Consider the following 24,179-nt stretch of genomic DNA (forward strand, 5'->3'; position numbering starts at 1 on the left):
AGCGGGGGGTGATTCAGTACCTGCCCTTCGAAAAGCCGATCGAGGCGCTCGACAGGCATGTGGCGGAACTCTCCGCCCATGCCGAGGGAACCGAGGAGGCGCGGATGCTGCGCGAGCGGGCGGACAAGCTGCTCGCCGACACCTATGCGCGCCTCTCCCCGTGGGAGCGCACGCTGGTCGCCCGCCATCCGCAGCGGCCCCGGTTCGAGAAGCTGGTGGCGGGGCTGTTCAGCGAGTTCCTCCCCATCGCGGGCGACCGCACCTTCGGCGACGATCAGGCGATCGTCGGCGGCTTTGCGCGCTTTGAAGGGCGCAAGGTGATGGTGATCGGCCATGTGAAGGGCGAGGACACACCGGGGCGCCTCCGCCACAATTTCGGCATGGCCCGGCCCGAGGGTTATCGCAAGGCGATCCGGCTGATGGAGCTGGCTGACCGCTTCGGCCTCCCTGTGGTGACGCTGGTCGACACCCCCGGCGCCTTCCCCGGGGTCGATGCCGAGGCGCGGGGGCAGGCCGAGGCCATCGCCCGCTCGACCGAGGCGTGCCTCGCGATGGGCGTGCCGCTGGTCGCGGTGATCATCGGCGAGGGCGGATCGGGCGGGGCGGTGGCGCTCGCCGCGGCCAACCGCGTGCTGATGTTCGAGCACGCGGTCTATTCGGTGATCTCGCCCGAGGGCTGCGCCTCGATCCTGTGGCGCAGCGCCGCGCAAGGCCCGGCCGCGGCCGAGGCGATGCGGGTGACGGCGGGCGACCTGCTCAAGCTCGGCGTGATCCACCGCATCGTCTACGAACCGCGCGGCGGCGCGCACCGCGACCATGCCGAAACGGTGAAGCGCCTTTCCCTCGCCCTGCGCGCCGAGCTCGATGCGCTCGCCGCCCTGACCCCTGCCGAGCTGCGCCGCGAGCGCGAGGAATTTTTCCTGCGGCTCGGCTAGAACAGCACGTTCTCGTATTCGGTCGCCGTCCCGCCCGTCGGCAGGCTGATGCGGTCGCCATCGCGGCTGATGCGGATGGGGCCGTCATAGGCCTCACCGGTTCCTTCGAGGAACAACCGCTCGACCATCGCGAAGGGCATCGGCGGGATGGTATGGTAGAAAACCAGCATCCGCGCGCCCGCAATTTGGGCGATCTTCGCCGCCTCGACGGGGCTGGCGTGATAGCCCGGAATGTCGGCCATCACCTTGGCGATCGCGGCCGAGCCGTTGCGCTGCGCGGCGGCCCCCATCCTGCCGACGAGATTGCGGTCGAGCGCCTCGTGGAACAGGACGTCGACGCCCTTGGCCGCGCGGGCGAAGCGCGGGTCGTAGGCGGTGTCGCCGCTGATCGCGATCGACCTGCCCTTGTAGTCCACCCGGTAGCCATAGGCGTCCTTGACCGGATCGTGGCTGACGCGGATCGCGGTGACGGTGAGGTCGCCCTGCTTCAGCACCACCATGCTGTCGGCGCCGGGGGGTATGACGATCTCCTCCGCCGCCAGCCCCGCGCCTGCCGGATCGGCGATCTGCGGGCCGTGATGCGCGGTGCGGTAGGCGGCGTCGATGGCGTAGGCGCGGTTGAAGCCCTCCGCGACCGCGATCGTGCCCGGCGGGCCCGAGACCGGCAGCGGCGCGTGCCGCGCGCCCTGCACCCAGCTCTGCACCATCAGCTCGCCGAGGCCGTCGAAGTGGTCGGAATGGAGGTGGGTGAGGAACAAGCGCTCGGTCTTGCCGACCGGAAAGCCCATCCGCCCCAGCACCCGCATGCTGCCCGAACCGACGTCGAAGATCAGCTTCGTCTCGCCTGCGATCACTGCGATGCAGGCGCCCGCGCTGGTCGGATCGGCAATCGGCGAGCCCGTGCCGCAGACATAGGCATGGAGGCCGTCGGGCAGATCCTCGCTGGGATCGGTGCCGACATTCCTGTCGATCACCCGCTGGACAAGATAGAGCGCGATGGGCCGCTCGAAGATCTTGAAGGCGGCCAATCCGATAGCGGCAAAGCCGAGGAGGATGAGCGCGATGCGGGCGGTGCGGTTCATGGTTCCGTCATCCCTCCTTGTGCCGCCAGCGCTTCCAGCATGCGCGCCGCCAGCGCGCGCGCGGCGGCGCGGGTCGCCGCGCGGTCTGCGGTGTCGGCGACTTCGTAGGTATAGGCGGGGATCGCATAGGTCTGGTGGAACCAGTTCTTCGCGGTCCCGCTCCCCGGATTGGCGTTGCGCGGCTCGAGCGTGAAGGGGTGGCCGGGGTAGGCCTGCTCCTGCCCGCCGAGCCATGCCGCAAGGAATGCCGCCTGGCCTGCGCTCGCCTCGTTCCCCTGCACGTAGAACAGGTTGCGCGCGGTCGAGTGGAAATCGACCATCAGCACCGGGCGCACCCCGGCGGGCAGGGCATCGAGCCAGGCCCTCACGCCGCGCGTCTCGGGCTGGGTGAATTCGCCCCAGTCGCGGTTGAGATCGACCGCACCGCGATTGGCGCGCCAGTGGCCGCGCGCGACGCCATCGGGGTTGAGCATTGGCACGACGAGCACCTGCACTTCGCCAAGCGACGCCGCGCGCCCGGCCAGCGCATCGACAAAGGCCTCCATCGCGATGGCGCCGGTCACCTCGGGCGGGTGCTGGCGGCCGAGCAGGATGACGAGTTTGGGCGCATCGGCGCGGCCCAGGCGGATGGCTTCGATAAGGCGCCCGTCATGCGAGGCGCCGATCGTGAACACCGGCGCGCCGCTCGCCTTGCTCCAGCGGGCAAGCGCGGCCGACGTGTCGGCGGGGACGACGAGTTCCTGCGCGGCCACGATGCCACCCCCCGTGGGCAGGTCGAGCCGGGCGCTCGAGCCGTCGGCGCTGACCTCGGCCGGGATGTCGCGCCACGCGCCGCCGCCTGCCGAGAGCTTGGGGGCATAGCGGTGCCCGCTTTCGAGATAGCGCAGCGTGACGCTGACCGGCGCATCGCCCTTCGCCTCATAGCGGAAGGCGTACCACGGGCTGGGATTGATCGGCGGCGCATGTTCGGGCGTCACCAGCAGTTCGAAGGACCGCTCGCCCTTCACGGCGCAGGCATAGGGCGCCGCCCCGTCGAAATCGAAGGCAAGGCTGGCCGAGGCGCTATGGCAGGCAGGCCCCGCCGCGCGCCCCGAAGACGCAATCCCCGCTGGCGGCGGCGGCGCCCCCGCACATGCCGCCGCCAGCAGGGAGAGGCCGGCCCATACGTATCGCGCTGCGATGCCCATGGGCGCAGGGCCTATCAGAAGGTCTTGCGCAATTCGACCCGGAACACCCGCCCGCGGGGCGAATGCAGCGCGCTGAAGTAGCCCAGCTCCTCGTCCGCCAGCGGGGGATCCTTGTCGAACAGGTTGTTCACCCCGAGCCGGATCCGCGTGCCATCCAGCGCGCCATCCTCGAAGGAGTAGGACACGTTGAGGTTGAAGGTCAGGAAATCGTCCACGCGGAAGAAGTTAATGTTGGGATCGTTCGAGGTGAACGGCAGGTCGCGGCTGACGCTGGTGTCCCACACCTGCCCGACATATTGCGCGAACAGGCCGACATCGACCGGGCCCATGCCCCAGTTGACCGAGCCGGAGAAGCGCCACTTGGGCCGCCCTTCGATCTCCAGCAACTCGCCAAGCCCGCCGACGGTCACTTCCGGCGGCAGCGCCCCGGCAGCGACGCCGTCGAGCAATTGCTGGCCTTGCGCGCCTGCCGACTGGACGAAGCCGACCAACCGCGCCGCGTTGAAGCGCAGACGGATATCGCCCGCACCGAAATCGGGGACGTTGTAGAACAGCCCGAAGTCCCAGCCCTTCGAAACGCGGCTGTCGAGGTTGAGGTAGGGATCGTTGACCAGCAGGATCTCGCCCGCCGGGGCCAGACCGGTGCCCGCGAAGAGCGCGATCTGTTCGGGCGAGGGGGTGTCGCGCACCACCGCCGGGTTGAAGCTGCCCGCCTGACGCAGCAGCAGATCGAGCGCGATCGCGTTGTCATCGCCGAAGGTGCCGACAAGCCCGGTCTGCTTCACCCGCCAGTAGTCGACGGTCAGCGTCAGGCCGGAGATGAACTCGGGCTCGAGCACGACGCCGAGATTGATGCTCTCGCTGTCCTCGGGTTCGAGCTGGTCGGTGCCCGAACGGAAGCTGATCACCCCTTCGCCCGGGCACACGCCGAGGCTCGAAAGCTGGCCCTTGAGCACCTGCGCCTGGCAGATCACGAAGTCGTCGCGGGTGTTCGATCGGGTGGTGCCCTCGTCGTTGACCTGCACGAGGTTGGGGGCGCGGAAGCCCTGCGACCAAGCGCCGCGCAAGGTCACGCCGGGCAGCACGGTCCACGATGCAGCCGCGCGCGGGACGATCGCGGTCTGGTCGATATCGTCGAAATGCTCGATCCGCCCGGCAAGCTGGAGGTTCAATGCCTCGACCAGCGGGATATCCATGTCCTCGCTGACCAGCGGCACGAAGGTTTCGGCAAAGCCCGACCACACGTTGCGCACGCCGCTGGTGTCGGGCGAGGGGCTGGTGCCCACGACATCGCTGCCGAAGGTCACGCCGGGGATCACGCTGTCGGTCCAGGTGATGGTGCCGTCAAGCCGCGGGTCGCGATCGTCGAAGAAGGTCTCGCGCCGCCACTCGATCCCCGCCGCGATCCCGACATCGCCGCCGGGCAGGGTGAAAAGGGTCGAATTGCTGACCTTGAAATCGGCGAGCGCAAGGCTGGTGCCGCCCTTGCGGAACACGCTGATGCGGAACGGATCGATCGCGCTCGAGGGGTTGGGGGTGCAATCGCCCTGTCCGGGATCGCCCGTCACGCAGCCGCCGTTGAAGGGATTGTAGGCGTCGGGCGTAGACTTGTTGATCGCCTGCTGGAGCAGCGTGAGCGAGACGCGGTTGGCTTCGAGATCGGTGGTTCTGGCTTCGGAATAGACGAAGCCGGTGTCGAAATCCCACGACCCGAAATTGCCCTTGAGGCCGGCGACGAGGCGGTAGGAATCCTTGTCGACATTGACCTGACGGTTGCCCGCATCGACGAAGCGGTAGCGCTCCATGATCACGTCCGCGCCGGTGGTGGGGATGGTGGTGCCGGGGATGCGGTTGGGGTTGGCCGCGCCGCCGGGGAAGGTGACCGGGCCGAACGGGTTCCAGTAGGCATTGCGGCTGATCCCCACCGGCACCGCGCTGAGGATCGCGGCGGGGGTGATGAAGCGCTCGCTCTCCGAACGGTAATAGCTGCCTTCGAAATAGGCCTCGAGGTCATTGGTGAACTCGTAGCTGAGCAGGCCCATCACGTTGTAACGGGTCTTTTCGGAGACCAGCGTGCCGCCGAAATTGGTGTTGTAACGCACCGCCACGTCGGGGGTGATGCCGGGCCGCATGCACAGCCCGTTCGGCAGGTTGATGCGGCAGCCGGGCAGGGTGGAAGGCTGGAGGTAGAAATCGTCATCGGCGAGCGGCGTGCGGTTGGTCGGCGCCTGGATGTCGAACTGGCCGAACGGGCCGAAGGTGTTGCGGTTGTTGAACTGGCTGTCGCCTTCGAACGGCGTGCCGACCACCAGCGCGCTGCGATCGTCGTCGGCGGAGTAAGCCCGTTCGGATGTGGGCAGGCCGGTCTCGTGGAAATAGCCGGCATAGACGGTGAGGTTGGCCTTGCCCCCGGCAAAGTCGAAGCCGTAGCCCCCGGCGACCGAATAGGTATCGAGGCTGGTGCCCTCAGAGGTGCGGAACTCGCCTTCGATGAAGCCGCCCTTGCGGTTGCCGCGCAGCACGGTGTTGACAACGCCCGCCACCGCATCCGCGCCGTAGATCGCCGAAGCGCCGTCGCGCAGCACTTCGATGCGGCGCACCGAGCCGGGCGCGATCTCGTTGGTGTCGGGGCTGACCACGGGCACCAGCAGCTCGGTCTGGAAACCGGGGTTGAGCACCATGCGGCGGCCATTGATCAGCAGCAGCGTGTTGCCGGTGCCAAGATCGCGCAGGTTGATCGAGGCGGCATCGCCGCGCGCGTTGTTGACCGTGGTGTCGTTCTGCTCGTTGAACGCGACCGAGCCCGCCTGCGGGATCGAGCGGAACAGCTCGTCGCCCGAAGTCGCCGCGACGTTGGCGATGTCGACCTCGTCGACCACGGTGACGGGCAAGACATCATTGATCTTGGCGCCCTGGATCTGGGTGCCGGTGACGATGATCTCGCGGCTGACATCCTCCTCGGGCGCGGGCTGCGGCGCGGCGGTGTCCTGCGCATGTGCGGCGGTGGCCGCGATCAGGCTGCCCGTGCACAGCAGGGCAAGCCTGCCCCAGAGTTTGCTCGACATGATTACTCTCCCCGTTTTTCGATTATCTTCAGTGATTGCGCCCAGTGGGCAAAAAGTTCGGGCCATTGGCTGATGACTTGTTCGGGCTCGCCCAGCCCCCAGCCGTGGCCGCCTTCGCGGAACAGGTGCAGCTCTGCACTCGCCCCGGCGGCGACGAGGGTCTGGAACAGGAGGATGCCGTGGCCCGGCGGCGTGGTCGGATCGTTGGCGGCGGCAAAGATGATGGTCGGCGGCGCGTCCTTGCCGGCATAGGTGTCGAGCGACCAGGCCGCCTCGGCTGCGGGCGTGGCCTTCTCGCCCACGATCTCGCGGCGGGTGCGGGTGGTGTCGTAGGGGGCGCGCAGGGTCACGACCGGGAACAGCAGCACGGCGAAATCGGGCCGGGCCGAGACGTGCTCGAAGCGGTCCTTGCCCTCGTAAAGCGCGCGCGCCGGCTGATAGGCGGTGAAGCCCGCCAGATGCCCGCCTGCCGAAAAGCCCATGATCCCGATCCTGTCCGGCGCGACCCCGAACTCGCCCGCGCGGGTGCGGATGATCTTCATCGCCCGCTGCGCGTCCATGAAGGGGGCGCTCGCATCCCAGCCGTCGTTGGGCAGGCGGTAGATCAGCTCGAAGACCGTGAAGCCCTGCGCGGCGAGCCACTGGGCGGCAGGCGTGCTTTCCTTCTTGAGCTGGATGCGGAAATAGCCGCCCCCGCCCGCCACCAGCACCGCCGCGCCGTTGGACGTGGCGGGGCGATAGACCACCATGCGCGGCACGGCGATATTGGATACCGCGCCGAGCCCGGTGCCCTCGGTGCCGATCTTCTCCGGGCCTTCCACCTTGCCATTGCCGGGCGGGGTTCCGGGCCACAGGCGGATTTCTTCGCGCGCGGGGCCGCTCTCCGGCGCGGCCGCGCCGTTTGCCTGGAGCGCGGCGGGCATGAGCGCCGCCAGAACGGCGATCAGAAGGCGGATCATGGCGCCTTCTCCATTGCCCGGACGATGCCCTCGCTCACCGGCCCGCTGCGCTCGTGGCGCTCGCTGTCCTCGGGCGCGAGCGGCATCGGCGCGCCCGCCAGCGCGGCATCGAGCCGCTCGCGGTCGAGCGCGTTCTCCCAGGCCGCGACGATGATGGTCGCAACTGCATTGCCGATGAAATTGGTGAGCGCGCGGCATTCGCTCATGAAGCGGTCGATCCCGAGGATCAGCGCCATCCCGGCGACGGGCACGCTCGGCACCACCGAAAGCGTCGCGGCGAGGATCACGAAACCCGCCCCCGTCACGCCCGCCGCGCCCTTGGAGCTGATCATCGCCACCAGCACCAGCGCGAGCTGCTCCGACAGGCTGAGCTCGATCCCCAGCGCCTGCGCGATGAATAGCGCGGCCAGCGTCATGTAGATATTGGTGCCGTCGAGATTGAAGGAATAGCCGGTGGGCACCACCATCCCCACCACCGCCTTGCGGCATCCGGCGATCTCCATCTTCTCCATCAGGCTCGGCAGCGCGGCCTCGGAGGAGGAGGTGCCCAGCACCAGCAGCAATTCCTCGCGCAGGTAACGGATCAGCGCGATGATCGAGAAGCCGCCCATCCAGCCGACCAGCCCCAGCACCACCAGCACGAAGAAGAGCGATGTGAGGTAGAAGGTCGCCACCAGCGCGGCGAGATTGGCGAGGCTCTCCAGCCCGAACTCGCCGATGGTGAAGGCAATCGCGCCGAAGGCCCCGATGGGCGCGAACTTCATCAGCATGTGGACGAGCTTGAACACCACCGCGCTGAAAGAGGTCAGCACGTCCATCACCAGATCGCTCGCCGGGCGGGTTGCGGCGATCGCTACTCCGGCAAGGATCGCGACCAGCAAGACTTGCAGGATATTGCCCTGCGTCACCGCGCTGAACAGGGTTTCGGGGATGATCCCCAGCAGGAAACCGCTGATCGTCTGGGCGTGGGCGGTCTTGGCGTAATCGGCCACCGCACCGGCATCGAGCGTGGCGGGGTCGATGCCCAGCCCCTCGCCCGGGCGCACCAGATTGCCGACCGCAAGGCCGATCACGAGCGCGAGGGTGGAGAAGAACAGGAAATAGGCAAAGGCCTTGCCCGCAACGCTGCCGACCGCCTTCAGGTCGCGCATTCCGGCGATGCCGGTGGCCACGGTGAGGAAGATCACCGGCGCGATGATCATCTTGACCAGCTTGATGAACCCGTCGCCCAGCGGCTTGAGCGCGACGCCGACCTCGGGCGCGAAATGGCCCAGCGCGGCGCCCAGCGCGATCGCGGTCAGCACTTGAACATAGAGCTGGCGGTAGAACGGCTTGCGCGCGGCAGGGGCGGCAGGCGCGGGCGCAGGCATGGTGGCACTGTGCAAACCCATGTGTCGCCGGCTCCCCTTCAGATAATCTGCTCTCCGCGTCCAGAATCGGCGCGGCGGACGCGATCCGCAAGGCCTTGGCCTCGCATCGTGAGATGTCATGATTTCAGGAGTTTAGGGAATTCGGATGCCGCAAGTGTGCGGAAATCCGCACAGAATGCTTGCGTGCTGTGCGGAAAAGCGCACAAGGGTTGCGCGACGGGCAAGCAGGCAGGGGCGGGCGATGCAAGGCAAACTGGGGCGCTGGTATCTGGCCGGGATCGCCGGCATCGCGGCGCTGCTGATCGCCGCGCTGGCGATGCTCGCCCTCGACCGCGCGATCCGGGTCAGCGCGCTTGCCGAAACCCGCGAGGCGGCGACCAACCAGTCCGCGATCCTTGCCGCCGGGCTCGAAAGCGAGCTCAACAAGTTCAGCCTCGTGCCGCGCGTGCTCGCTGCCGATCCGGAAGTCGCCGCGCTGCTTGCCGGGGATCGCGCTCAGCGCGATGTGATCAACCGCCGGCTTGCCGCGCTGGCGCAGCAGACCAGCGCTGCGGCGATCTATCTGATGGACGCGCGGGGGCTGACGCTGGTGTCGAGCAACTGGGACAGGCCCGACAGCTTCATCGGATCGAATTACGGCTTCCGCGACTATTTCGCCAAGGCGCTCGCCGAAGGCACCCATGCCGAATTCGCGCTCGGCACGGTCAGCCGCCGCCCCGGGCTCTATCTTGCCCAGCGCGTCGGTCCGCCAGACCGCCCGCTCGGCGTGGTTGCGGTCAAGGTCGAGTTCGACAGCCTCGAGGCCAAGTGGCGCAATGCCGAGGCTGGGGTGTTCGTCACTGATCCCGGCGGGATCGTGCTGCTCGCCAGCAACCCGGACTGGCGCTTTCGCGCAGCCGCGAGCAGCGCCACCCGCGATCCGGCGCGCGACGCGGTGCGCTTCGGGGTTGCAGAGCCCGAGCCGCTCAAGCTGCCGGCCGGGGCCGCCCAGGTGCGGCTGATCGAGAAGATCCAGCCGATCGCGCCGGTGGGCTGGGAGCTGCACCTGCTCACCGACCCCTCTGCGCGCGTTTCGGTGGCGCTGGCGAATGGACGGCTGGCTGGCGTGATCGCGCTGGCGCTTATCCTTCTGGCAGCCCTTTGCGCCTGGCAGTGGCAGCGCCAGCGCGAGGCGCGCGCCGCAGCCACGGTCGCCGCCCAGACTGCAGCCTTGCGCGAACAGCTGCAGCAGGCCAACCGCTTGGCAACGCTCGGCCAGATCACCGCCGGGCTCGGCCACGAAATCCGCCAGCCGCTCGCCGCGATGCGGGTGTTTGCCGAGAACGGCGAACGCCTGCTTGCCGCCGACCGCACCGGGGAGGCGGCGGCCAACTTCGCGCGCATCGCGGGGCTCGCCGGTCGGATCGGCGAGATCACCGAGGAACAGCTCCACTTCAGCCGCCGCTCGGCCGAGGAGCCGCGCCTCGTTACCCTCGGCGAGGTGATCGACGGATCGCTGCTGTTGCTGCGCGACCAGATCCGCCACAAGGGTCTGGCGCTCGAGCCGCCAGCAGCCGAGCTTGCCGAGGTCAGCGTGCGGGCCCGCCCGGTTCAGCTTCAGCAGGTGCTGGTCAACCTGCTCCAGAACGCGGTGCAGGCCTGCGGGGAGGGCGGGCAGATCGTGCTCGCCATCGCTGCCGAGGGCACACGGGTGCGGCTCAGCGTCACCGACAGCGGCCCCGGCGTCGCGCCCGAGGTGCGCGACGCGCTGTTCCAGCCCTTCGTCACCAGCAAGCCCGAAGGCATCGGCCTGGGGCTCGCCATCGCACGCGACATCATGCGCCAGCTGGGCGGCGACCTGCTCCACGAGGACACGCCCGGCGGCGCGCGTTTCACCATGGTCATGCCCGCCGCATGAGTGCCGCAGCTCCCCTCCTTCAGGTTGCGCTGGTCGAGGACGATCCGCCGCTGCGCGAGGCGACGATGCAGGCGCTCGTGCTCGAAGGGGCCGAGGTCACGCCCTTTCCCGATGCGCGCGCGGCGCTGGCGTGGCTCGATGCCGATTACCCTGGCGTGGTGGTCAGCGATGTGCGCATGCCGGGGATCGACGGGATCGCCTTCTTTGCGGCTCTGCGCGAGATCGACCCCGATCTGCCGGTGATCCTGACCACCGGGCACGGCGACATCGCGATGGCGGTGGCGGCGATGAAGAATGGTGCGGCAGATTTCCTGACCAAGCCCTATTCCTCGGCCGATCTGATCCGTGCCGTGCGCGCCGCGACCGAGCGCCGCGTTCTGGCGCTGGAGAACCGCGCCTTGCGCGAGGCGGCGGGGCGCAGCGCCGAGGGGGCGATCCCCGGCAGCTCGGCCGCGGCGCAGCGACTGCGCTCGGTGATCGAGGGCGTCGCGCGCTCCGAGATCGACGTGGTGCTGACCGGCCCGGCGGGCACCGGCAAGAGCCACGCCGCGCGCCTGATCCACGATCTGAGCCCGCGCCGCGGCCGCCCTTTCGTGACCGTCGATGCCGGCGTCCTGGCGCACGAGGATGCCGAGCTCCTGCTGTTCGGCCGCGATCCGGGGTCGGGGCCGGGCGGCGGTCTGTCGCGCACCGGCCTCATCGAGCGTGCCAATGGCGGCACTCTGTTCCTCGACGAGGTCGCCGCGGCCGATGCGGTGCTTACCGCGCGGCTGCTGTCGCTGGTCGAGACCCGCCAGGTCATGCCAATCGGCGCCGCGCGCGCGCGCGCGCTCAACATCCGCATCGTCATCGCGCGGCTGACCGACGATACCGGCGCGGGCTCCGGGGAGGGCGGGTCGGGTGCGCGCGATCCGCTGTGGCACCGCCTGGGTGCGGTGCAGATCGCTCTCCCGCCATTGCGCGAGCGGCGCGAGGATGTGCCCGAGATCTTCCGCCTGTTCGTCGCCCGGCATGCGCGCGAGACGGGGCTGGCCGCGCCTCCCATCGGCGCGGCGGAGTGGCGCCATGTCCAGACCCACGACTGGCCAGGCAACCTTCACGAGCTTTCTGGCTTTGCCCGCGCCTTCGTGCTCGGCCTGTCCGATCTCGGCGCGCCGCCCGCGCCCCTCGGCACGCAGCGCCCGCTCCACCAGATCGTCGCCGATTTCGAGCGCGCCGTGCTCGAGGACGCGCTGCGCCAGTGCCGTGGCGACATCGCTGCCTTGCAGGCGATGCTCCAGACGCCGAGAAAGACGCTCTACGACAAGCTGGCGCGATACGACCTCAAGCCGGCGCGCTTCCGGTAACGGGACGATTTTCGACAATTTTCAGGACGGACTCGCACATCCGCGCATGCTTGGCTGAACGGGAGCCGAACGCCTGATGACAGACGGCGACGGCTGTCGGTCGGTTGCCGAACGGCGTAAATCCTGTGACAATAATGACACATTTTGGCGGCCGCAGGGTTTTTCCCACGCCCGGCGTATCTACAAGGCTTGGCAGACAAGCCCGCATTTTACATCAGTGTCAGCATGAGCCCGAACTGGGACGGGCAAAACAAGGTGGGCAAAATGAAGACATCGTTTGTTTCGCGCGCGAATCGCGTCTCTTTGATGCTGGGCGTGGCGCTTGGTGCTGTGGCCATGTCGCAGCCGGCATTCGCGCAGGATGCGGCCGAAGAGGAGCCGGCAGTCGAAGAGGAAGCCGCGCCGGCTTCCGACGCCATCGTCGTCACGGGCTCGCGCATCCGCTCGGTCACTCCGTTCAACAGCCCCGATCCGATCGCGGTTCTGGACCCCGAAGTCGCCAAGAAGGAAGGCCGCACCGATCTTGCGAGCACGCTGCAAGGCTCCTCGATCGCGGCTGGCTCGACCCAGGTGACCGCGGCGCTTTCGTCCAACTTCGTGACCAATGGCGGCCCGGGCGCGCAGACGATCGACCTTCGCGGCCTCGGCGCCAACCGCACGCTGGTGCTGCTCAACGGCCGCCGCGCAGGGCCTGCCGGTACGCGCGGTGGGGTGTCCTCGTTCGACCTCAACGTGCTGCCGCTGTCGATCGTCAGCGACATCCAGATCCTCAAGACCGGCGCCTCGTCGGTCTACGGTTCGGATGCGGTCGCCGGCGTGGTGAACATCTTCACCAAGACCAAGATGGACGGCCTGCGGCTCGATCTCAACGCTTCGGTGCCGTTCGACAGCGGGGGGGGAGAACTTCCGCATCAGCGGCGCGTGGGGCAAGACCTTCGACCGCGGCCATATCCTGTTTGCCGGCGACTACACCAAGACCAAGGAACTCGCCCGCGGCGATCGCGACTACCTGGCCTGTCCTGAGGCCTACATCTTCGACCAGAGTGGCAATCGGGCCGACCTGATCGATCCGCGCACCGGACAGCCGCACTGCGAGGATCTGCGCTGGGGCCACGTGTGGACCTACCGGCTGATCGACAACCTGCGGCTCGATGGTCCGGGCGGTCCCAACACCGGGATCCAGACCACGCCCGGCGCGGTGCAGCTGCTGCAGTTCCAGTATCCTGACGGTCCTGGTTCAGGCGTGCTCGGCATTCCTGCCTACGGCGCACCGGCATTCCCGGGCGATTTCGGCGCTCCGGCGGGCTGGTTCCCGACCGGATACAACGCCGCTTCGATGGCCGTGCAGAACGCCTACCACCCGTTTGTCGAGCAATCGACCATCATCCCCGAAACCGATCTCTACACGGCCTATGCCGAAGGCGCCTTCGAGGTTTCGAGCGCGGTCGAGCTGTTCGGCGAGTTCCTCTTCAACCGCCGCGAAACTTACCAGAACGGCTGGCGCCAGTTCTGGAACTTCGGCTACACCGGCGACCTCTACGGCACGGGCACGCCGGCAACGCTGTGGGCACCGGGCTTCACCGGCGTCAACCTGCTGAGCCCGACCGGCATCACCGATCTGTCGGACAACAGCCAGCAGGTCGATTACTACCGCGGCGTCGCCGGGGTTCGCGGCGAGATCAGCAGCAAGGGTAACTGGACCTACGACATCCACGCCCAGTACAGCCGCAGCATCGGCCGCTATCGCAGCCAGCAGATCCTGCAGGATGTCTACGACACGGGCTACTTCCAGACTTCGTCCTGCGTCGGCACCGTGACCCCGATCTCGGGCAAGCAGTGCATCGATCTGCCCTGGACCAATCCTTACTTCCTGCGCGGGGAACTCACGCCCGCTCAGGCTGACTTCCTGACCGATTGGGAAGAAGGCCGCACGCTCTATACCCAGAAGACCGCCGAAGCGATCCTGTCGGGCGAACTCTTGACCCTGCCCGGCGGCCCGCTGGCGCTCGCGGTCGGCGCCTCGATCCGCGAAGACCTGATCAACGACAAGCCTGGCGAAATCACGCTGGCGGCAAACGCCTGGGGCGCCTCGGCGAGCGGCATCACGGCGGGCAAGAGCCTGACCACCGAAGCCTTCGCCGAAGTCAACCTGCCGGTCCTGTCCGACATGAAGTTCATCGAAGAGCTCACCTTGTCGGGGGCCGGCCGTGTCACAAACGTCAAGGCCACCCGCGCCTCCGACGGGGTCGAGTCAGAGGACAACGGCAACTGGACCTACAAGATCGGCCTCAATTGGACGGTCACCGACTGGCTGCGCTTCCGCGGCAGCTACGGCACCTCGTATCGTGCGCCAGCGCTGTTCGAACAGTTCCTTGCCGACGAGACGAGCTTCGTTCCGCAGAACCGCATCGATCCCTGCGTGGCATGGGGCGCGAACCTGGCATCGGGCGCGATTTCGCAGCGCCGTGCGGATAACTGTGCGGCCGATGGCATCCCCGCAACCTATGGCGGCGGCGGCATCAGCGCGACGATCATCTCTTCGGGCGGTCTCGGCATTCTCGAGTCCGAAACGTCGCAGGCGCTCGTCGTGGGCACGATCCTCACGCCCAGCATCGGTTTCCTGCCCGATACCGACATCAGCATCGCGGTCGACTACTTCGACATCAAGGTCGAAGGCGAGATCTCGCAGCTGGGGGCGGGAACGATCCTTGCGGGTTGCTATGACTCGCTGGAATTCGCGACCGAGCCGCTGTGCAACCTGTTCACCCGCGGCCAGAACGTCTCGGCCCCGTTCCAGATCGCCACGGTGCGCGACTCGTTCATCAACGTGTCGAGCCAGAAGAACTCGGGCCTCGATCTTTCGGTCCGCGTCGGTCAGGACCTGGGCTCGCTCGGCAAAGTCTCGCTCACCGCGGACATGACCTGGCAGATCACGGACGATTCCCAGCTGCTGCCGACCTCGCCCGTGCTGAACGAGAACGGCTTTGTCGGTTCGCCCCGGTGGGTCGGCGACTTCCGCGCCAACTGGGAGCATCCCTCGGGCTTCAGCCTGTTCTACGGCATGAACGTGGTCGGCTCGGGTAGCTCGCGCGAGCTGTTCGACCGCGGCCGGCCCACGGCCAACGGCTGCCTGCGCTCGTTCAACAACCAGGGCACCGCCAGCACCGCGGACGATCTGCCGATCTACGGTGTCTACTGCCCGGACCTCGATGTGCCTGCGACCTTCTACCACAACATCTCGATCACGCAGGAGATCGCCGACGGTCGCTTCACGATCACCATGGGCGTTTCGAACCTGTTCGACACCCGTCCGCCGCGGGTTTCGGTGCTGAACGGCGGCACGATCACCACGCTCGGGCCGGTGGCTGCGACCTCGCAGTATGACTTCGTGGGACGCCGCGGTTTCGTCAACGTTTCGACGAAGTTCTGATCGCTCCACCCAACGGGACAACGAAGAGGCGGCATGGCAACATGCCGCCTCTTCTGTCATAGGCCTGCAAGGAGACGGTTTTCGCAATGCCCGAAGTGTTCGTCAGATCCGATACGCTCGATGCCGAGAACGCGCGGTTCGTGCAGGCCCGCCTGCGCCAGCCGGTGTTCCTCAATTCCGTGCCCAAGAGCGGCAGCCACCTGCTGCGCAACATCCTGCGCATGTTCGTGCCGGTGGACCAGCAATATGCCGCCGACTTCATTCAGTGGCCCACGCTCCAGCAGCACCGCCACGCCTTCGATCCCGCCCGCCCGGCCTTGAGCTGGGGGCACCTGTTCTTCGCCGACGCCTCGGTGGTCGAAACCGCAGCCTGCCGCCGCATCGTGCTCTACCGCGATCCCTACGACTGGGTGATTGCGCGCGCGCGGTTCCTGCTGTCGGACCAGTTCTCGGGCAACACCGACCATCTCAAGAACGGCGTGATGAGCACCGACGAGCTGCTGACGATGATGATCTTCGGCCTGCCGGGCAAGCTTCCCTCGCTCAATGCCATCTACGAGCTGAATGCGGTCGCATGGCTGGGCGCGCGGGCGCATCTGCTCAAGCTGGAAGACCTCAGCGAGGCGGTGCGCACGCTCGGCTCGCCCGAGGCGGAACGGTTCTTCGCCGGCCTGCTCGAGGCCTGCGGCATCGATATGCCCGGCGACTGGCAAGACCGGGTCAGGATCGGCGCCGACCCTGCGCAAAGCGGCACGGCGCGCGACAACCTCACCGGCGTTGCGATCACCTTGCCGGACCGGCTGGGGGAGCGCCACAAGGCACTGGTCGATTACCACGCGCCCGGCCTGCGGGCCGTGCTCGGATATTCCTGAACCCGGTCTGCGCATGACGGCGAACACGGTATCCACGGCCATCTACCCGCGCCTTTCCGAGGCCATCCGGTTGCGTGAGCAGGGGGAGACCCACCGGGCCGCGCAATTGGTCATGGCTCACCTGCAAGAACGGCCCGACGAGCCGCGCGGGCTCGCGCAACTGGGTCTCATCGCGGCCCAGACTGGCGCCCTCGGCCAGGCCGAACACTTCCTGCGCCGGGCGTTGTCAATGGGGGAGAAAAGCTCCGAACTGCTGCGCACTCTCGCCTCGGTCTACAGCCAGCAGGAACGCCTCCACGTCGCCGAGAGCTTCACCAAGCGGTTGATCGAGGAGGAAGGCGAACTCGAGCTCCGCCCGCTCAGGGCAAGCCTGCTCGATCGCATGGGGCGGCACGCGGAAGCGCTCGCAATCCAGAGGCAGCTGGTCGACGAGAACCCGGGCAAGATCCCGCACCTGCTCGCCTATGGATACGGCTTGCGTGCCGCCGGCGATGTCGAGGGCGCGATTGCCGCCTATCGCAAGGCGATCGCCATCGACGATGAATATGGCGAGGCATGGTGGGGCCTCGCCGGCATCAAGCGCAAGGTGCTGACGGACGAGGATATCGCCGCGATGCAGCAGTCGCTCTCCATCGCCATCGACGAGCGCAACATCGCCCCGCTCCACTTCGCGCTGGCACGGGCCTTTCATGACCGCAGCGATTTTGCCACCGCTTTCCATCACTACAGCGAAGGCAACCGGATCCGCGCCGAAGCTATCGGCTATGACGCAAGGGCGCTGACCGACGAAGTCGCCGAGGTCGAGCGCCTGGCCGATGCCGCCTATCTGGCGCGCATGCCCTCGGCACCGCTGGGGACCGAGCAGCCGGTCTTCATCATCTGCCTGCCCCGCTCGGGCTCGACCTTGCTGGAGCAGATGCTCGGCAGCCATCCGTCGATAGAGCCGCTGGGCGAACTGCCCTACATCCCGGCGATCCTGCGCTCGTTCATGGAGATCAGCACCCGCCGCCAGAAGGTCTCGGTGCCGCAGGCGATTGCCGCCATGACCGATCAGCAGGCATCGCTGCTGGGGCAGGACTACCTTGCCCGCGCGCGGCTGCACCGCAAGACCGACCGCCCCTACTTCATCGACAAGCTGCCGCAGAACTGGAGCAACATCCTGTTCATCCGGCGGATCCTGCCGCAGGCGCGGTTCATCGATATCCGCCGCCCGGCGATGGACTGCTGCTTCTCGAACTTCTCGCAGTCCTTCACGGCGGCCCATGCCTCGTCCTTCGCGCTCGAGGATATCGGGCAGTGCTACGTCGATTACGTGCGGCTGATGCGGCATTTCGACGCCGTCACCCCCGGCATGATCCACCATGTCAGCTACAGCAAGCTCGTCGAGGAGCCCGAAGCGACCCTGCGTCCGGCGCTCGATTACCTCGGCCTTGGCTGGGATGAAGCGATCCAGTCGTTCCACACGCTCGACCGCGTGGTCCGCACGCCCAGCAGCGAACAGGTGCGCCGCCCGCTCAATCGCGACGGCATGGAGGTCTGGCGACCTTACGCCCAGTGGCTGGGACCGCTGGAACGGGTGCTCGGCGAACTCGCGGCTGGCTGACGCAGTCCTCGGCCGGTGTGGCGCCGACGAGGAGGCGCTGGATGATCCTCCGTCCGGTCAAGCCTGGCGCCAACCCGCTCCAATAGCGAGGTGGACATTGGCCCAGGCCTCGCGTTGATTTGCCATGGCGACGATGACGCCTGCATCGGCAGCGAGGAGATCGGCCTCGGCCTCGGCCAGTTCGAAGGCGCTGGCAGCGCCGGCCCGGGCGCGGGCGCGGACCGTTGCCGCGGCGCGGGCCGCGGCGTTGCGGGCGGCCTCGGCGGAGGCGGCGGCGCTGCGGGCGCTGCGCCATGCGTCGATCGCGCCGTCGGCTTCCTCGAGCGCGGCGAGGAGGCTGCCCTGCCACTGAGCGGCAGCGGCTTCGCTCGCCGCATCGGAGGCACGGATGCGCGCGCGCACCTGGCCCAGGTTGAAGATCCCCCAGTTGATCGACGGGCCGATGGAAAAGCGGAACGCCCCGGCTTCGTCGAGCGCACCGGGGGCGGCGAGCAGACCAGCGCCCGCGCCGAGGGACAGGCTCGGATAGAGCGCCGCGCGCGAGGCGCCGGCGCGCTCGTAGACGGCGATCAGGCGGGCCTCGGCGATCTGCACGTCGGGGCGCAGGCGCAGGAGCTGGCGCGGATCCTGAACGGTCAGCGCCTGCGGGGTTGCGGGCGCGCGGGGGTCGCCCGCGGCAAAGGTCCGCGCGCCGGCGACCGGGTCCTCGCCGGTCAGCACCGCGATCCGCCGCAAGGCATTGCGGGCAGCGAGATCGAGCAGCGGCAGCTCGCCCGCGGTTTCGGCGCGCAGGCGTTCGAGCGGGGCAATGTCGCTCGCCAGCGCGGCACCTCGGGCTGCCCGGGCGGCACCGATCGCGAGCATCCGGTCCATCGCATTTAGCCGCTGGCGCAGGAGCGAAGCGAGCTGCTCCGCCCGCGCACAATCGAGCCAGGCACGCACCACCTGCGCAGCGACCGCGGCTTCGGTGCGGCGGCGTTCCCACAGGGCCGCGTCCGCTTCCGCTCCGGCCGCGCGAGCAGTGGCGGCATTGCCTCCGGCGAGGTCAATCTCCCAGGCGAAATCGACGCCGAGATTGGCGATGGTCTGATCGGGGAAGGGTTCGGGGGTGACGAAGACCGGCGGCTGGGCCTGCGCGGCTTCGCGCAGCCGCTGCACCCCGGCGCCCGCCCCGCCGCTCACCCCGCGCGCGCGGCGGACCTCGCCTGCGAGAGCGCGCGCTGCCCTGAGGTTGGCCTCGGCGGCGGCGAGGTCATGATTGGCGGCAAGCGCGCGCGCCACGAGTGCGTCGAGTTCGGGCGAACCGAAGGCGTGCCACCAGTCGAGGCGCACCTCGCCGACCGCGATGGCCGGGTCATCGACCGACCACGCCGCAGGCGGCGGCGGCGGAGCGGGGAGCGGCGGGGGCGCGCCCGCGCATCCGGCGAGCAAAGCGGTGCCGAGCGAGAGGGCGAGAAGGCGGGGAAACGATGTCATGACGGGATACTCCGGCAAAAAGGGCATCAGGCAGCGCTCGCGGCCTGCCGCTCGCGGAACAGCAGGATGTAGAGCGCGGGGATCAGGACGAGGGTGATGAGCGTGCCCAGGGCGAGCCCGCCGATCATCGCTGCCGCCATCGGCCGCCACAGCGCGCCGCCGAACAGGAACAGCGGGACGAGGCCGGTGATGCAGGTGAGCTTGGTCATCACGATCGGGCGCAGGCGCACCGCAGCTGCAGCCGCGACCGCGTCGGCAAGGCCAAGTCCGGCCTCGCGTTCCTCCTGCACTCGCTCGAGCAGCAGGACCGCGTTGTTGACGATGATCCCGGCGAGGGCGAGCAGGCCCAGCGTCGCGGTGAAGCTCATCGCCTCGCCGCTCAGCTTCAGGCCCACCGAGGCGCCGATCAGCACGAAGGGGATCGAGGCCATGATGATCGCGGTCTTCCGGAGCGATCCGAACTGCCACAGGAACAGCCCCGCCATGCCGAGGAGGGCGAGCGGAAAGTATCGCTCGATCCCCGCATTGGCATCGGCCGCCTCCTCTATGTCGCCGCCGAGCTCGAGCCGGTGGCCGGGGGCGAGCTTGAGGTCGTCGATCGCGGGCTGCACCGCATCGACGATCCCCTGCGAAGTCATGCCCGGCGCGCGCGCGGTGACGGTGATGACCGGGCTCTGGTCGCGGCGCAGCAGCACGCTCGGCTGGTCGGCAAGACGGATGTCGGCGATCTCGTGCAGGGCCACCGCGCCCTTGGTGCCGAACACCGGCAGCGCGCCGAGCCGTTCGGGCAGGGTGCGGTCGGCGGCGGGAGCGCGCAGCACCACCGGCACCTGCGCCTCGCCCTGGCGAAGCACGGTGACGGGCAGGCCGCTGGTCGCCGTATCAAGCGAGCGGGCGACCGCGGCCGAGCTCACCCCGGCGGCAAGCGCGCGGGCCTGATCGATTGTGACCGCGAGGCGCACGATCCGCCCCTCGCCATCGTCGCGCACGTCCTCGGCGCCCGGCACCTTGGCGAGCGCCTGCTTGAGCGCCGCCGCGCCGCGTTCGAGTTCGGCGCGGTCGGGGCCGGTCAGACGGAACACGGCGGTGTTCGCCTCTGACACGCCGAGCGAGAAGCGCTTGGGCTCGATCCGCGCGTCGGGGAAGCGCTCGCCCAGCACCTTGCGCAGCCGCGCCACCACCGCGGGCGCATCGGCCCCTTCGGCGAGGTTGACGATGCCATAGGCGCGGTGCGGCGCTGCGAGCGGCGGGTTGAGGCCGAGGATGAAGCGCGGGCCGCCGTCGTTCACATAGACCACGTTGCTTTCGATCTCGGGGAAGGCTTTGCGGTCGGCCAGCAGGGTGGAGGCCCTCTGTGCCACGTCCAGCGTCGCGCGGGTCGAGGCGCCGGGGGCGAGCTCGATCGGCACCTGCACCTGCGGCCGGGCGCTTTCGGACAGGAGTTCGGACGGGATCGTCGCAAACAGGCCGAGCGAGAGCGCCAGCAGCCCCGCCATCGCGCCCGCCACCAGCGAGGGATGGGCGATCACCTGCCGGACCTTGCCTGCATACCAGCCGCGCACCCGGGCGAGCCAGCCGCTGTCCTCGTGGGTATCGTCATGCGCGCCCGCGAACATCTCGGCCATCAGCGGGGTCACGGTCAGCGCCAGCAGCAGCGACAGCAGCAGCGTCACCGCGAGCACGATCGCCAGGCTGCGCATGTATTCGGCAGTGTCGCTGACCCCGGCGGCGAGCGGCGCGAAGGCGAAGATGATCGCAAGGCTCGAGGTGAGCAGCGGTGCGGCCATGGTGTGGCCGGCTGCAATCGCCGCCGCGCGCCTGTCTTCGCCGAGCGCGAGGCGGCGCTGGTAGTCCTCGACCACCACGATCCCGTTGTCGACGAACAGGCCGAGCGCGATGATCACCGCCGCAATCGAGACCATGTGCAGCTCGATGCCGAGGAGCCGCATCACCAGCAGCGTGCACATCACCGTCAGCGGCACGATCACGCCGGTCACCAGCCCTGCGCGCCAGCCTAGGAACAGCACGACCACCAGCATCACCACGGCCACGGTCTCGAGGAAGGTCTGGCCGACCTTGGTGAGATCGTGCGCCACCACTTCGGACTGGTCGGTGACGCTGGCGAGCGTCATCCCGGCGGGCAGATCGGCGGCGACCTCGGCGATGCGCGCGTCGAGCCGGTCGGCAAAGCTGAGGACGTTGGAGCCGGGGCGCATCGAGATGCCCAGCACCACGGCAGGCTCGCCGTTGAAGAGCGCGGCGAGTTCGGGCGGGTCGGCGGGGCCGCGGACGATGCTGCCGAGCGCGCTCAGCGGCAGGCTGGTACCGTCCGCCAGGGCGACGGGAATGGCGGCGAGCGCGGTCTCGTCCGGCAGATCGCCGCTCGGCTCGATCGCGAGCAGGCGGCGCCCGGTGTCGATCGCCCCGGCCGAGGCGACGATGTTGTGCTCGGCGAGCTGCGCGGCGAGGCTGTCATAGGTGAGGCCCGTCGCAGCAAGGCGCTGGGGCGCGAGTTCGACGAACACCCGTTCGGGCCGTACCCCGTGGAGCGAGATGCGCTCCACCCCCTCGACCGATTGTAGCCGGTCGCGCGCGGCCTTGGCCCAGTCCTCGAGCTGGCCGGCGCTGTAGCCCTTGCCCGTGAGCGCGAGGCTGCGCACCGCGACGCGGGCGAACTCGTCGTTGATCACGTAGTCGCTGGTGCCTTCGGGCAGGCCCGCGCGGGCCTCGGCGAGCTTGGCGCGCAGCTTCTGCCAGATCGCGGGCATGCGCGCGGCAGGCGTGCCGTCGTGGAGCGTCACGGTCGTGATCAGCGAGCCGGGGCGCACCGTCGTCTCGATGGTCTTGATGTCGGCGATTTCGCGCAGCTTGTCCTCGACGGGACGGGCGACGAGCTGTTCCACCCGCGTGCTGCTGGCACCGGGCAGATAGGCCTCGACGGTTGCGACGCGCACCTCGACGAAGGGTTCTTCGGTGGCGGGAAAATCGAGCATGGCGACGAGCCCTGCAAGGAACAGGGCGATGGCGGCGGCAAGGGTGAAGCGGCTGCGCTTGAGCGCCACGGCGGTGATCGACATGGGGCGGTCCTTGGGAGAGGGAGAGGCAGGATCAACGCTGGGCGCGCTGCGGCCGGACGGTGAGGCCGGGCTCGAGGAACTCGCCGCCCGCCGCGACCACCAGCTCGCCCGGGGCGAGCTTGCCGGTGACCAGCGCCTGCGATCCGGCAAGGCGCTTGAGCGTGACGGGCGCCTGGCGCAGGCGCCTGTCGGCACCGACCACGAGCACGGCCTCGTTCCCGCCGCGCCCCTTGAGCACGGCCGCGAGCGGAACGCTGACGGCGGCGCCCGGATCGCTGCGCAGCGCAAGGTCGACGACGAGGCCTGGCGCTGGATCGCCCGCAACCACCGCGAGCACCGCCATCCGCCCGCCTCCGCCACCATGGGCGCGGGCGCTGATGCCGGTGACCCGCGCCTCGCCCGCGCCGCCGGGGTGGCGGAAGGCCAGCACGTCGCCGGGTTTGAGGGTGCGGGCGAGCGTCTCGGGCAGGACGGCATCGATCAGGCGTTCGCCGGTGCCCTCGATCGCGAAGGCGACCTCGCCGGGCGCGAGCACCGCGCCGAGGCTGGTGCGGCGCTCGGCAATGACCCCGCTGACGGGCGCGCGCAGCACGCCTTCGGCGGCGTCGCGCCGGGCGGCGACGACGGCAGCGCGGGCGGCATCGCTGGCGGCAGCAGCCGCGCGGGCCTCACCGCGGGCCTCTTCGAGTTCGGCATCCGAGGCGGCGGCATCGGCGTGGAGCTTGGCGGCGCGCTCGGCGATGCGGGCGCGTTCCTTGGCGACAATGCCGGCCTGACGCGCCTCGGCCTCGGCCTGGCGGCTGCGCAGCTGTGCTGCCGCGGCATCGAGCCGGGCGAGCACCTGGCCTTGCGTGACGCGCGCGCCGACATCGACGTAGAGCGCCAGCACGCGGCCGCCCTGCGCGGCCGCGACCATCCCCTGGTTTGCGTCGCGCACGGTCCCGATCGCGAGTGCCTCACCGACCCGGGGCGTAGTCACCGGCGCTACCAGCACGGTGCGCGGCAGGTTGGCAGCGGGTTCCTCGCCGCCTCTGCAGGCGGCAAGTGCAAGGGCGAGAGCGGAGGCGGTCACCCCGCTTAATATAAGTGATGACTTGCTCACATTTGGCTCCAAAAAAAGCCCGCCAGCGAGGCGGGGTGAGGAAGAGGCTCGGGGGGACGGGTCGTCAGGCGCTGGACTGCGACCCCTGGGTGAAGGCGGCGATGATCATCTGGTTTGCCGCAAGGGTCATCGCGGCGGCACTTTCCGAAGAGAAGGCAAGCCTTCCGTAAAGCCCGTCATACAGCGCGAGAATGAGGTGGGCGATCACGGTGGCATCGGCGTCCTTGCGGACCTCGCCGGCGTGCTGGCGACGTTCGAGCAGCGCGGCCATCGCCTTGACCATCTTGGCGTCGGCGTCTTCGACGACTGCGGCGATCACGGGATTGCGCGCCGCTTCGGCGACGATCTCGAGCTTGAGGCGGGTCTGCTCGACATAGGCCGGCTCTGCCGCCAGCAGCACGCCGATCGTATCGAGCCCTTCGCGCAGGCTGCCCGCCTCCTCGACAACCCGCACGAGCGCGAGGTCCTCGGCAAGGTCGTCCTCGATCAGGGCTTGGACGAGATCGTCCTTGGCCGGGAAATACTGGTAGAGGTTGGCGACGCTGACGCCCGCCTCGGCGCTGATCTCTGCCGTCGTAGCGGCATGAAAGCCCTTGCGCAGGAAGCACGCGCGCGCACCATCAAGGATCTGCGCCCGCCGCATTGCGCGCGCTTCGGAGTTGACGGGGCGGCCTAGCGCTCGGTGTTGGTTCGATTCGCGTGTCATGGCCATTAAAATAAGCAATCGCTCACTTATGTCAATGCTCGCGTGGAGAAGGTGATTGCTGGCCTGTGAGGG

At 68.8% G+C, this 24,179-nt stretch carries 16 protein-coding genes; 7 read left to right on the forward strand and 9 right to left on the reverse strand.

Annotated elements, in window-relative coordinates:
- Positions 1-8 precede the first annotated feature (8 nt).
- Positions 9-935, forward strand: a complete 927-nt coding sequence (locus AX708_RS14520; RefSeq protein WP_066533167.1) for an acetyl-CoA carboxylase carboxyltransferase subunit alpha — start codon at positions 9-11, stop codon at positions 933-935.
- On the opposite strand, the gene AX708_RS14525 is transcribed toward AX708_RS14520, so the two are convergent.
- The 5 genes from AX708_RS14525 to AX708_RS14545 are packed head-to-tail and all read right to left on the reverse strand — an operon-like array spanning position 932 to position 8,619.
- Positions 932-2,017, reverse strand: coding sequence for an MBL fold metallo-hydrolase (locus AX708_RS14525; RefSeq protein ID WP_066533169.1), 1,086 nt, complete (start codon positions 2,015-2,017; stop codon positions 932-934). The genes AX708_RS14520 and AX708_RS14525 overlap by 4 nt on opposite strands.
- Positions 2,014-3,204, reverse strand: a complete 1,191-nt coding sequence (locus AX708_RS14530) for a M14 family metallopeptidase (protein ID WP_066533170.1) — start codon at positions 3,202-3,204, stop codon at positions 2,014-2,016. The genes AX708_RS14525 and AX708_RS14530 overlap by 4 nt, the downstream gene beginning before the upstream one ends.
- A gap of 14 nt (positions 3,205-3,218) precedes the next feature.
- Complete coding sequence (locus tag AX708_RS14535) at positions 3,219-6,269, reverse strand: TonB-dependent receptor domain-containing protein (protein ID WP_066533173.1); 3,051 nt, start codon at positions 6,267-6,269, stop codon at positions 3,219-3,221.
- Between the two features lie 2 nt (positions 6,270-6,271).
- Positions 6,272-7,228: an alpha/beta hydrolase gene (locus AX708_RS14540; RefSeq protein ID WP_066533174.1), complete on the reverse strand. Its 957-nt coding sequence runs from the start codon at positions 7,226-7,228 to the stop codon at positions 6,272-6,274.
- Positions 7,225-8,619 (reverse strand): dicarboxylate/amino acid:cation symporter, encoded by a 1,395-nt coding sequence (locus tag AX708_RS14545; protein ID WP_304438865.1) that lies wholly within the window; start codon positions 8,617-8,619, stop codon positions 7,225-7,227. The genes AX708_RS14540 and AX708_RS14545 overlap by 4 nt, the downstream gene beginning before the upstream one ends.
- Before the next feature lie 220 nt (positions 8,620-8,839).
- Here AX708_RS14545 and AX708_RS14550 point away from each other — a divergent pair, with 220 nt between their 5' ends.
- From AX708_RS14550 to AX708_RS14575, 6 genes are all read left to right on the forward strand, one after another.
- Positions 8,840-10,495, forward strand: coding sequence for an ATP-binding protein (locus AX708_RS14550; RefSeq protein WP_067490298.1), 1,656 nt, complete (start codon positions 8,840-8,842; stop codon positions 10,493-10,495).
- Positions 10,492-11,841 (forward strand): sigma-54 dependent transcriptional regulator, encoded by a 1,350-nt coding sequence (locus AX708_RS14555; protein ID WP_067490301.1) that lies wholly within the window; start codon positions 10,492-10,494, stop codon positions 11,839-11,841. The genes AX708_RS14550 and AX708_RS14555 overlap by 4 nt, the downstream gene beginning before the upstream one ends.
- Positions 11,842-12,030: 189 nt before the next feature.
- Positions 12,031-12,864 carry a TonB-dependent receptor gene (locus AX708_RS14560; protein ID WP_156454579.1) on the forward strand — a complete coding sequence of 278 codons (834 nt, stop codon included), beginning with the start codon at positions 12,031-12,033 and terminating at the stop codon, positions 12,862-12,864.
- 91 nt (positions 12,865-12,955) lie between these two features.
- Positions 12,956-15,271 carry a TonB-dependent receptor domain-containing protein gene (locus AX708_RS14565; RefSeq protein ID WP_067490306.1) on the forward strand — a complete coding sequence of 772 codons (2,316 nt, stop codon included), beginning with the start codon at positions 12,956-12,958 and terminating at the stop codon, positions 15,269-15,271.
- A gap of 86 nt (positions 15,272-15,357) precedes the next feature.
- On the forward strand, positions 15,358-16,143 hold the full coding sequence (locus AX708_RS14570; protein WP_067490309.1) for a hypothetical protein: 786 nt from the start codon (positions 15,358-15,360) through the stop codon (positions 16,141-16,143).
- 112 nt (positions 16,144-16,255) lie between these two features.
- A complete protein-coding gene (locus tag AX708_RS14575) occupies positions 16,256-17,746 on the forward strand; it encodes a sulfotransferase (protein WP_067490312.1) in 1,491 nt (496 codons plus the stop codon).
- Between the two features lie 57 nt (positions 17,747-17,803).
- Here the strand turns inward: AX708_RS14575 and AX708_RS14580 are convergent, their stop codons facing one another.
- The 4 genes from AX708_RS14580 to AX708_RS14595 form a co-directional block, all read right to left on the reverse strand.
- A complete protein-coding gene (locus AX708_RS14580; RefSeq protein WP_197426400.1) occupies positions 17,804-19,222 on the reverse strand; it encodes a TolC family protein in 1,419 nt (472 codons plus the stop codon).
- A gap of 26 nt (positions 19,223-19,248) precedes the next feature.
- On the reverse strand, positions 19,249-22,299 hold the full coding sequence (locus tag AX708_RS14585; protein ID WP_067490318.1) for an efflux RND transporter permease subunit: 3,051 nt from the start codon (positions 22,297-22,299) through the stop codon (positions 19,249-19,251).
- Between the two features lie 31 nt (positions 22,300-22,330).
- Complete coding sequence (locus AX708_RS14590) at positions 22,331-23,371, reverse strand: efflux RND transporter periplasmic adaptor subunit (protein WP_067490320.1); 1,041 nt, start codon at positions 23,369-23,371, stop codon at positions 22,331-22,333.
- Between the two features lie 94 nt (positions 23,372-23,465).
- Entirely contained in the window at positions 23,466-24,107 is a 642-nt protein-coding gene (locus tag AX708_RS14595; protein WP_197426401.1) for a TetR/AcrR family transcriptional regulator, read from the reverse strand.
- Positions 24,108-24,179: the final 72 nt, after the last annotated feature.

Origin of the sequence: Erythrobacter sp. CCH5-A1 (genome assembly GCF_001557115.1) — a bacterium.
Taxonomy (GTDB): domain Bacteria; phylum Pseudomonadota; class Alphaproteobacteria; order Sphingomonadales; family Sphingomonadaceae; genus Erythrobacter.

Excerpts from the sequence above, each read along its gene's own strand:
- AX708_RS14530 (WP_066533170.1), bottom strand. The coding sequence starts at position 3,204 with ATGGGCATCGCAGCGCGATACGTATGGGCCGGCCTCTCCCTGCTGGCG.
- AX708_RS14570 (WP_067490309.1), top strand. The coding sequence starts at position 15,358 with ATGCCCGAAGTGTTCGTCAGATCCGATACGCTCGATGCCGAGAACGCG.
- AX708_RS14540 (WP_066533174.1), bottom strand. The coding sequence starts at position 7,228 with ATGATCCGCCTTCTGATCGCCGTTCTGGCGGCGCTCATGCCCGCCGCG.
- AX708_RS14535 (WP_066533173.1), bottom strand. The coding sequence starts at position 6,269 with ATGTCGAGCAAACTCTGGGGCAGGCTTGCCCTGCTGTGCACGGGCAGC.
- AX708_RS14585 (WP_067490318.1), bottom strand. The coding sequence starts at position 22,299 with ATGTCGATCACCGCCGTGGCGCTCAAGCGCAGCCGCTTCACCCTTGCC.
- AX708_RS14580 (WP_197426400.1), bottom strand. The coding sequence starts at position 19,222 with ATGACATCGTTTCCCCGCCTTCTCGCCCTCTCGCTCGGCACCGCTTTG.
- AX708_RS14545 (WP_304438865.1), bottom strand. The coding sequence starts at position 8,619 with ATGGGTTTGCACAGTGCCACCATGCCTGCGCCCGCGCCTGCCGCCCCT.
- AX708_RS14575 (WP_067490312.1), top strand. The coding sequence starts at position 16,256 with ATGGCTCACCTGCAAGAACGGCCCGACGAGCCGCGCGGGCTCGCGCAA.
- AX708_RS14555 (WP_067490301.1), top strand. The coding sequence starts at position 10,492 with ATGAGTGCCGCAGCTCCCCTCCTTCAGGTTGCGCTGGTCGAGGACGAT.
- AX708_RS14595 (WP_197426401.1), bottom strand. The coding sequence starts at position 24,107 with ATGACACGCGAATCGAACCAACACCGAGCGCTAGGCCGCCCCGTCAAC.
- AX708_RS14550 (WP_067490298.1), top strand. The coding sequence starts at position 8,840 with ATGCAAGGCAAACTGGGGCGCTGGTATCTGGCCGGGATCGCCGGCATC.
- AX708_RS14525 (WP_066533169.1), bottom strand. The coding sequence starts at position 2,017 with ATGAACCGCACCGCCCGCATCGCGCTCATCCTCCTCGGCTTTGCCGCT.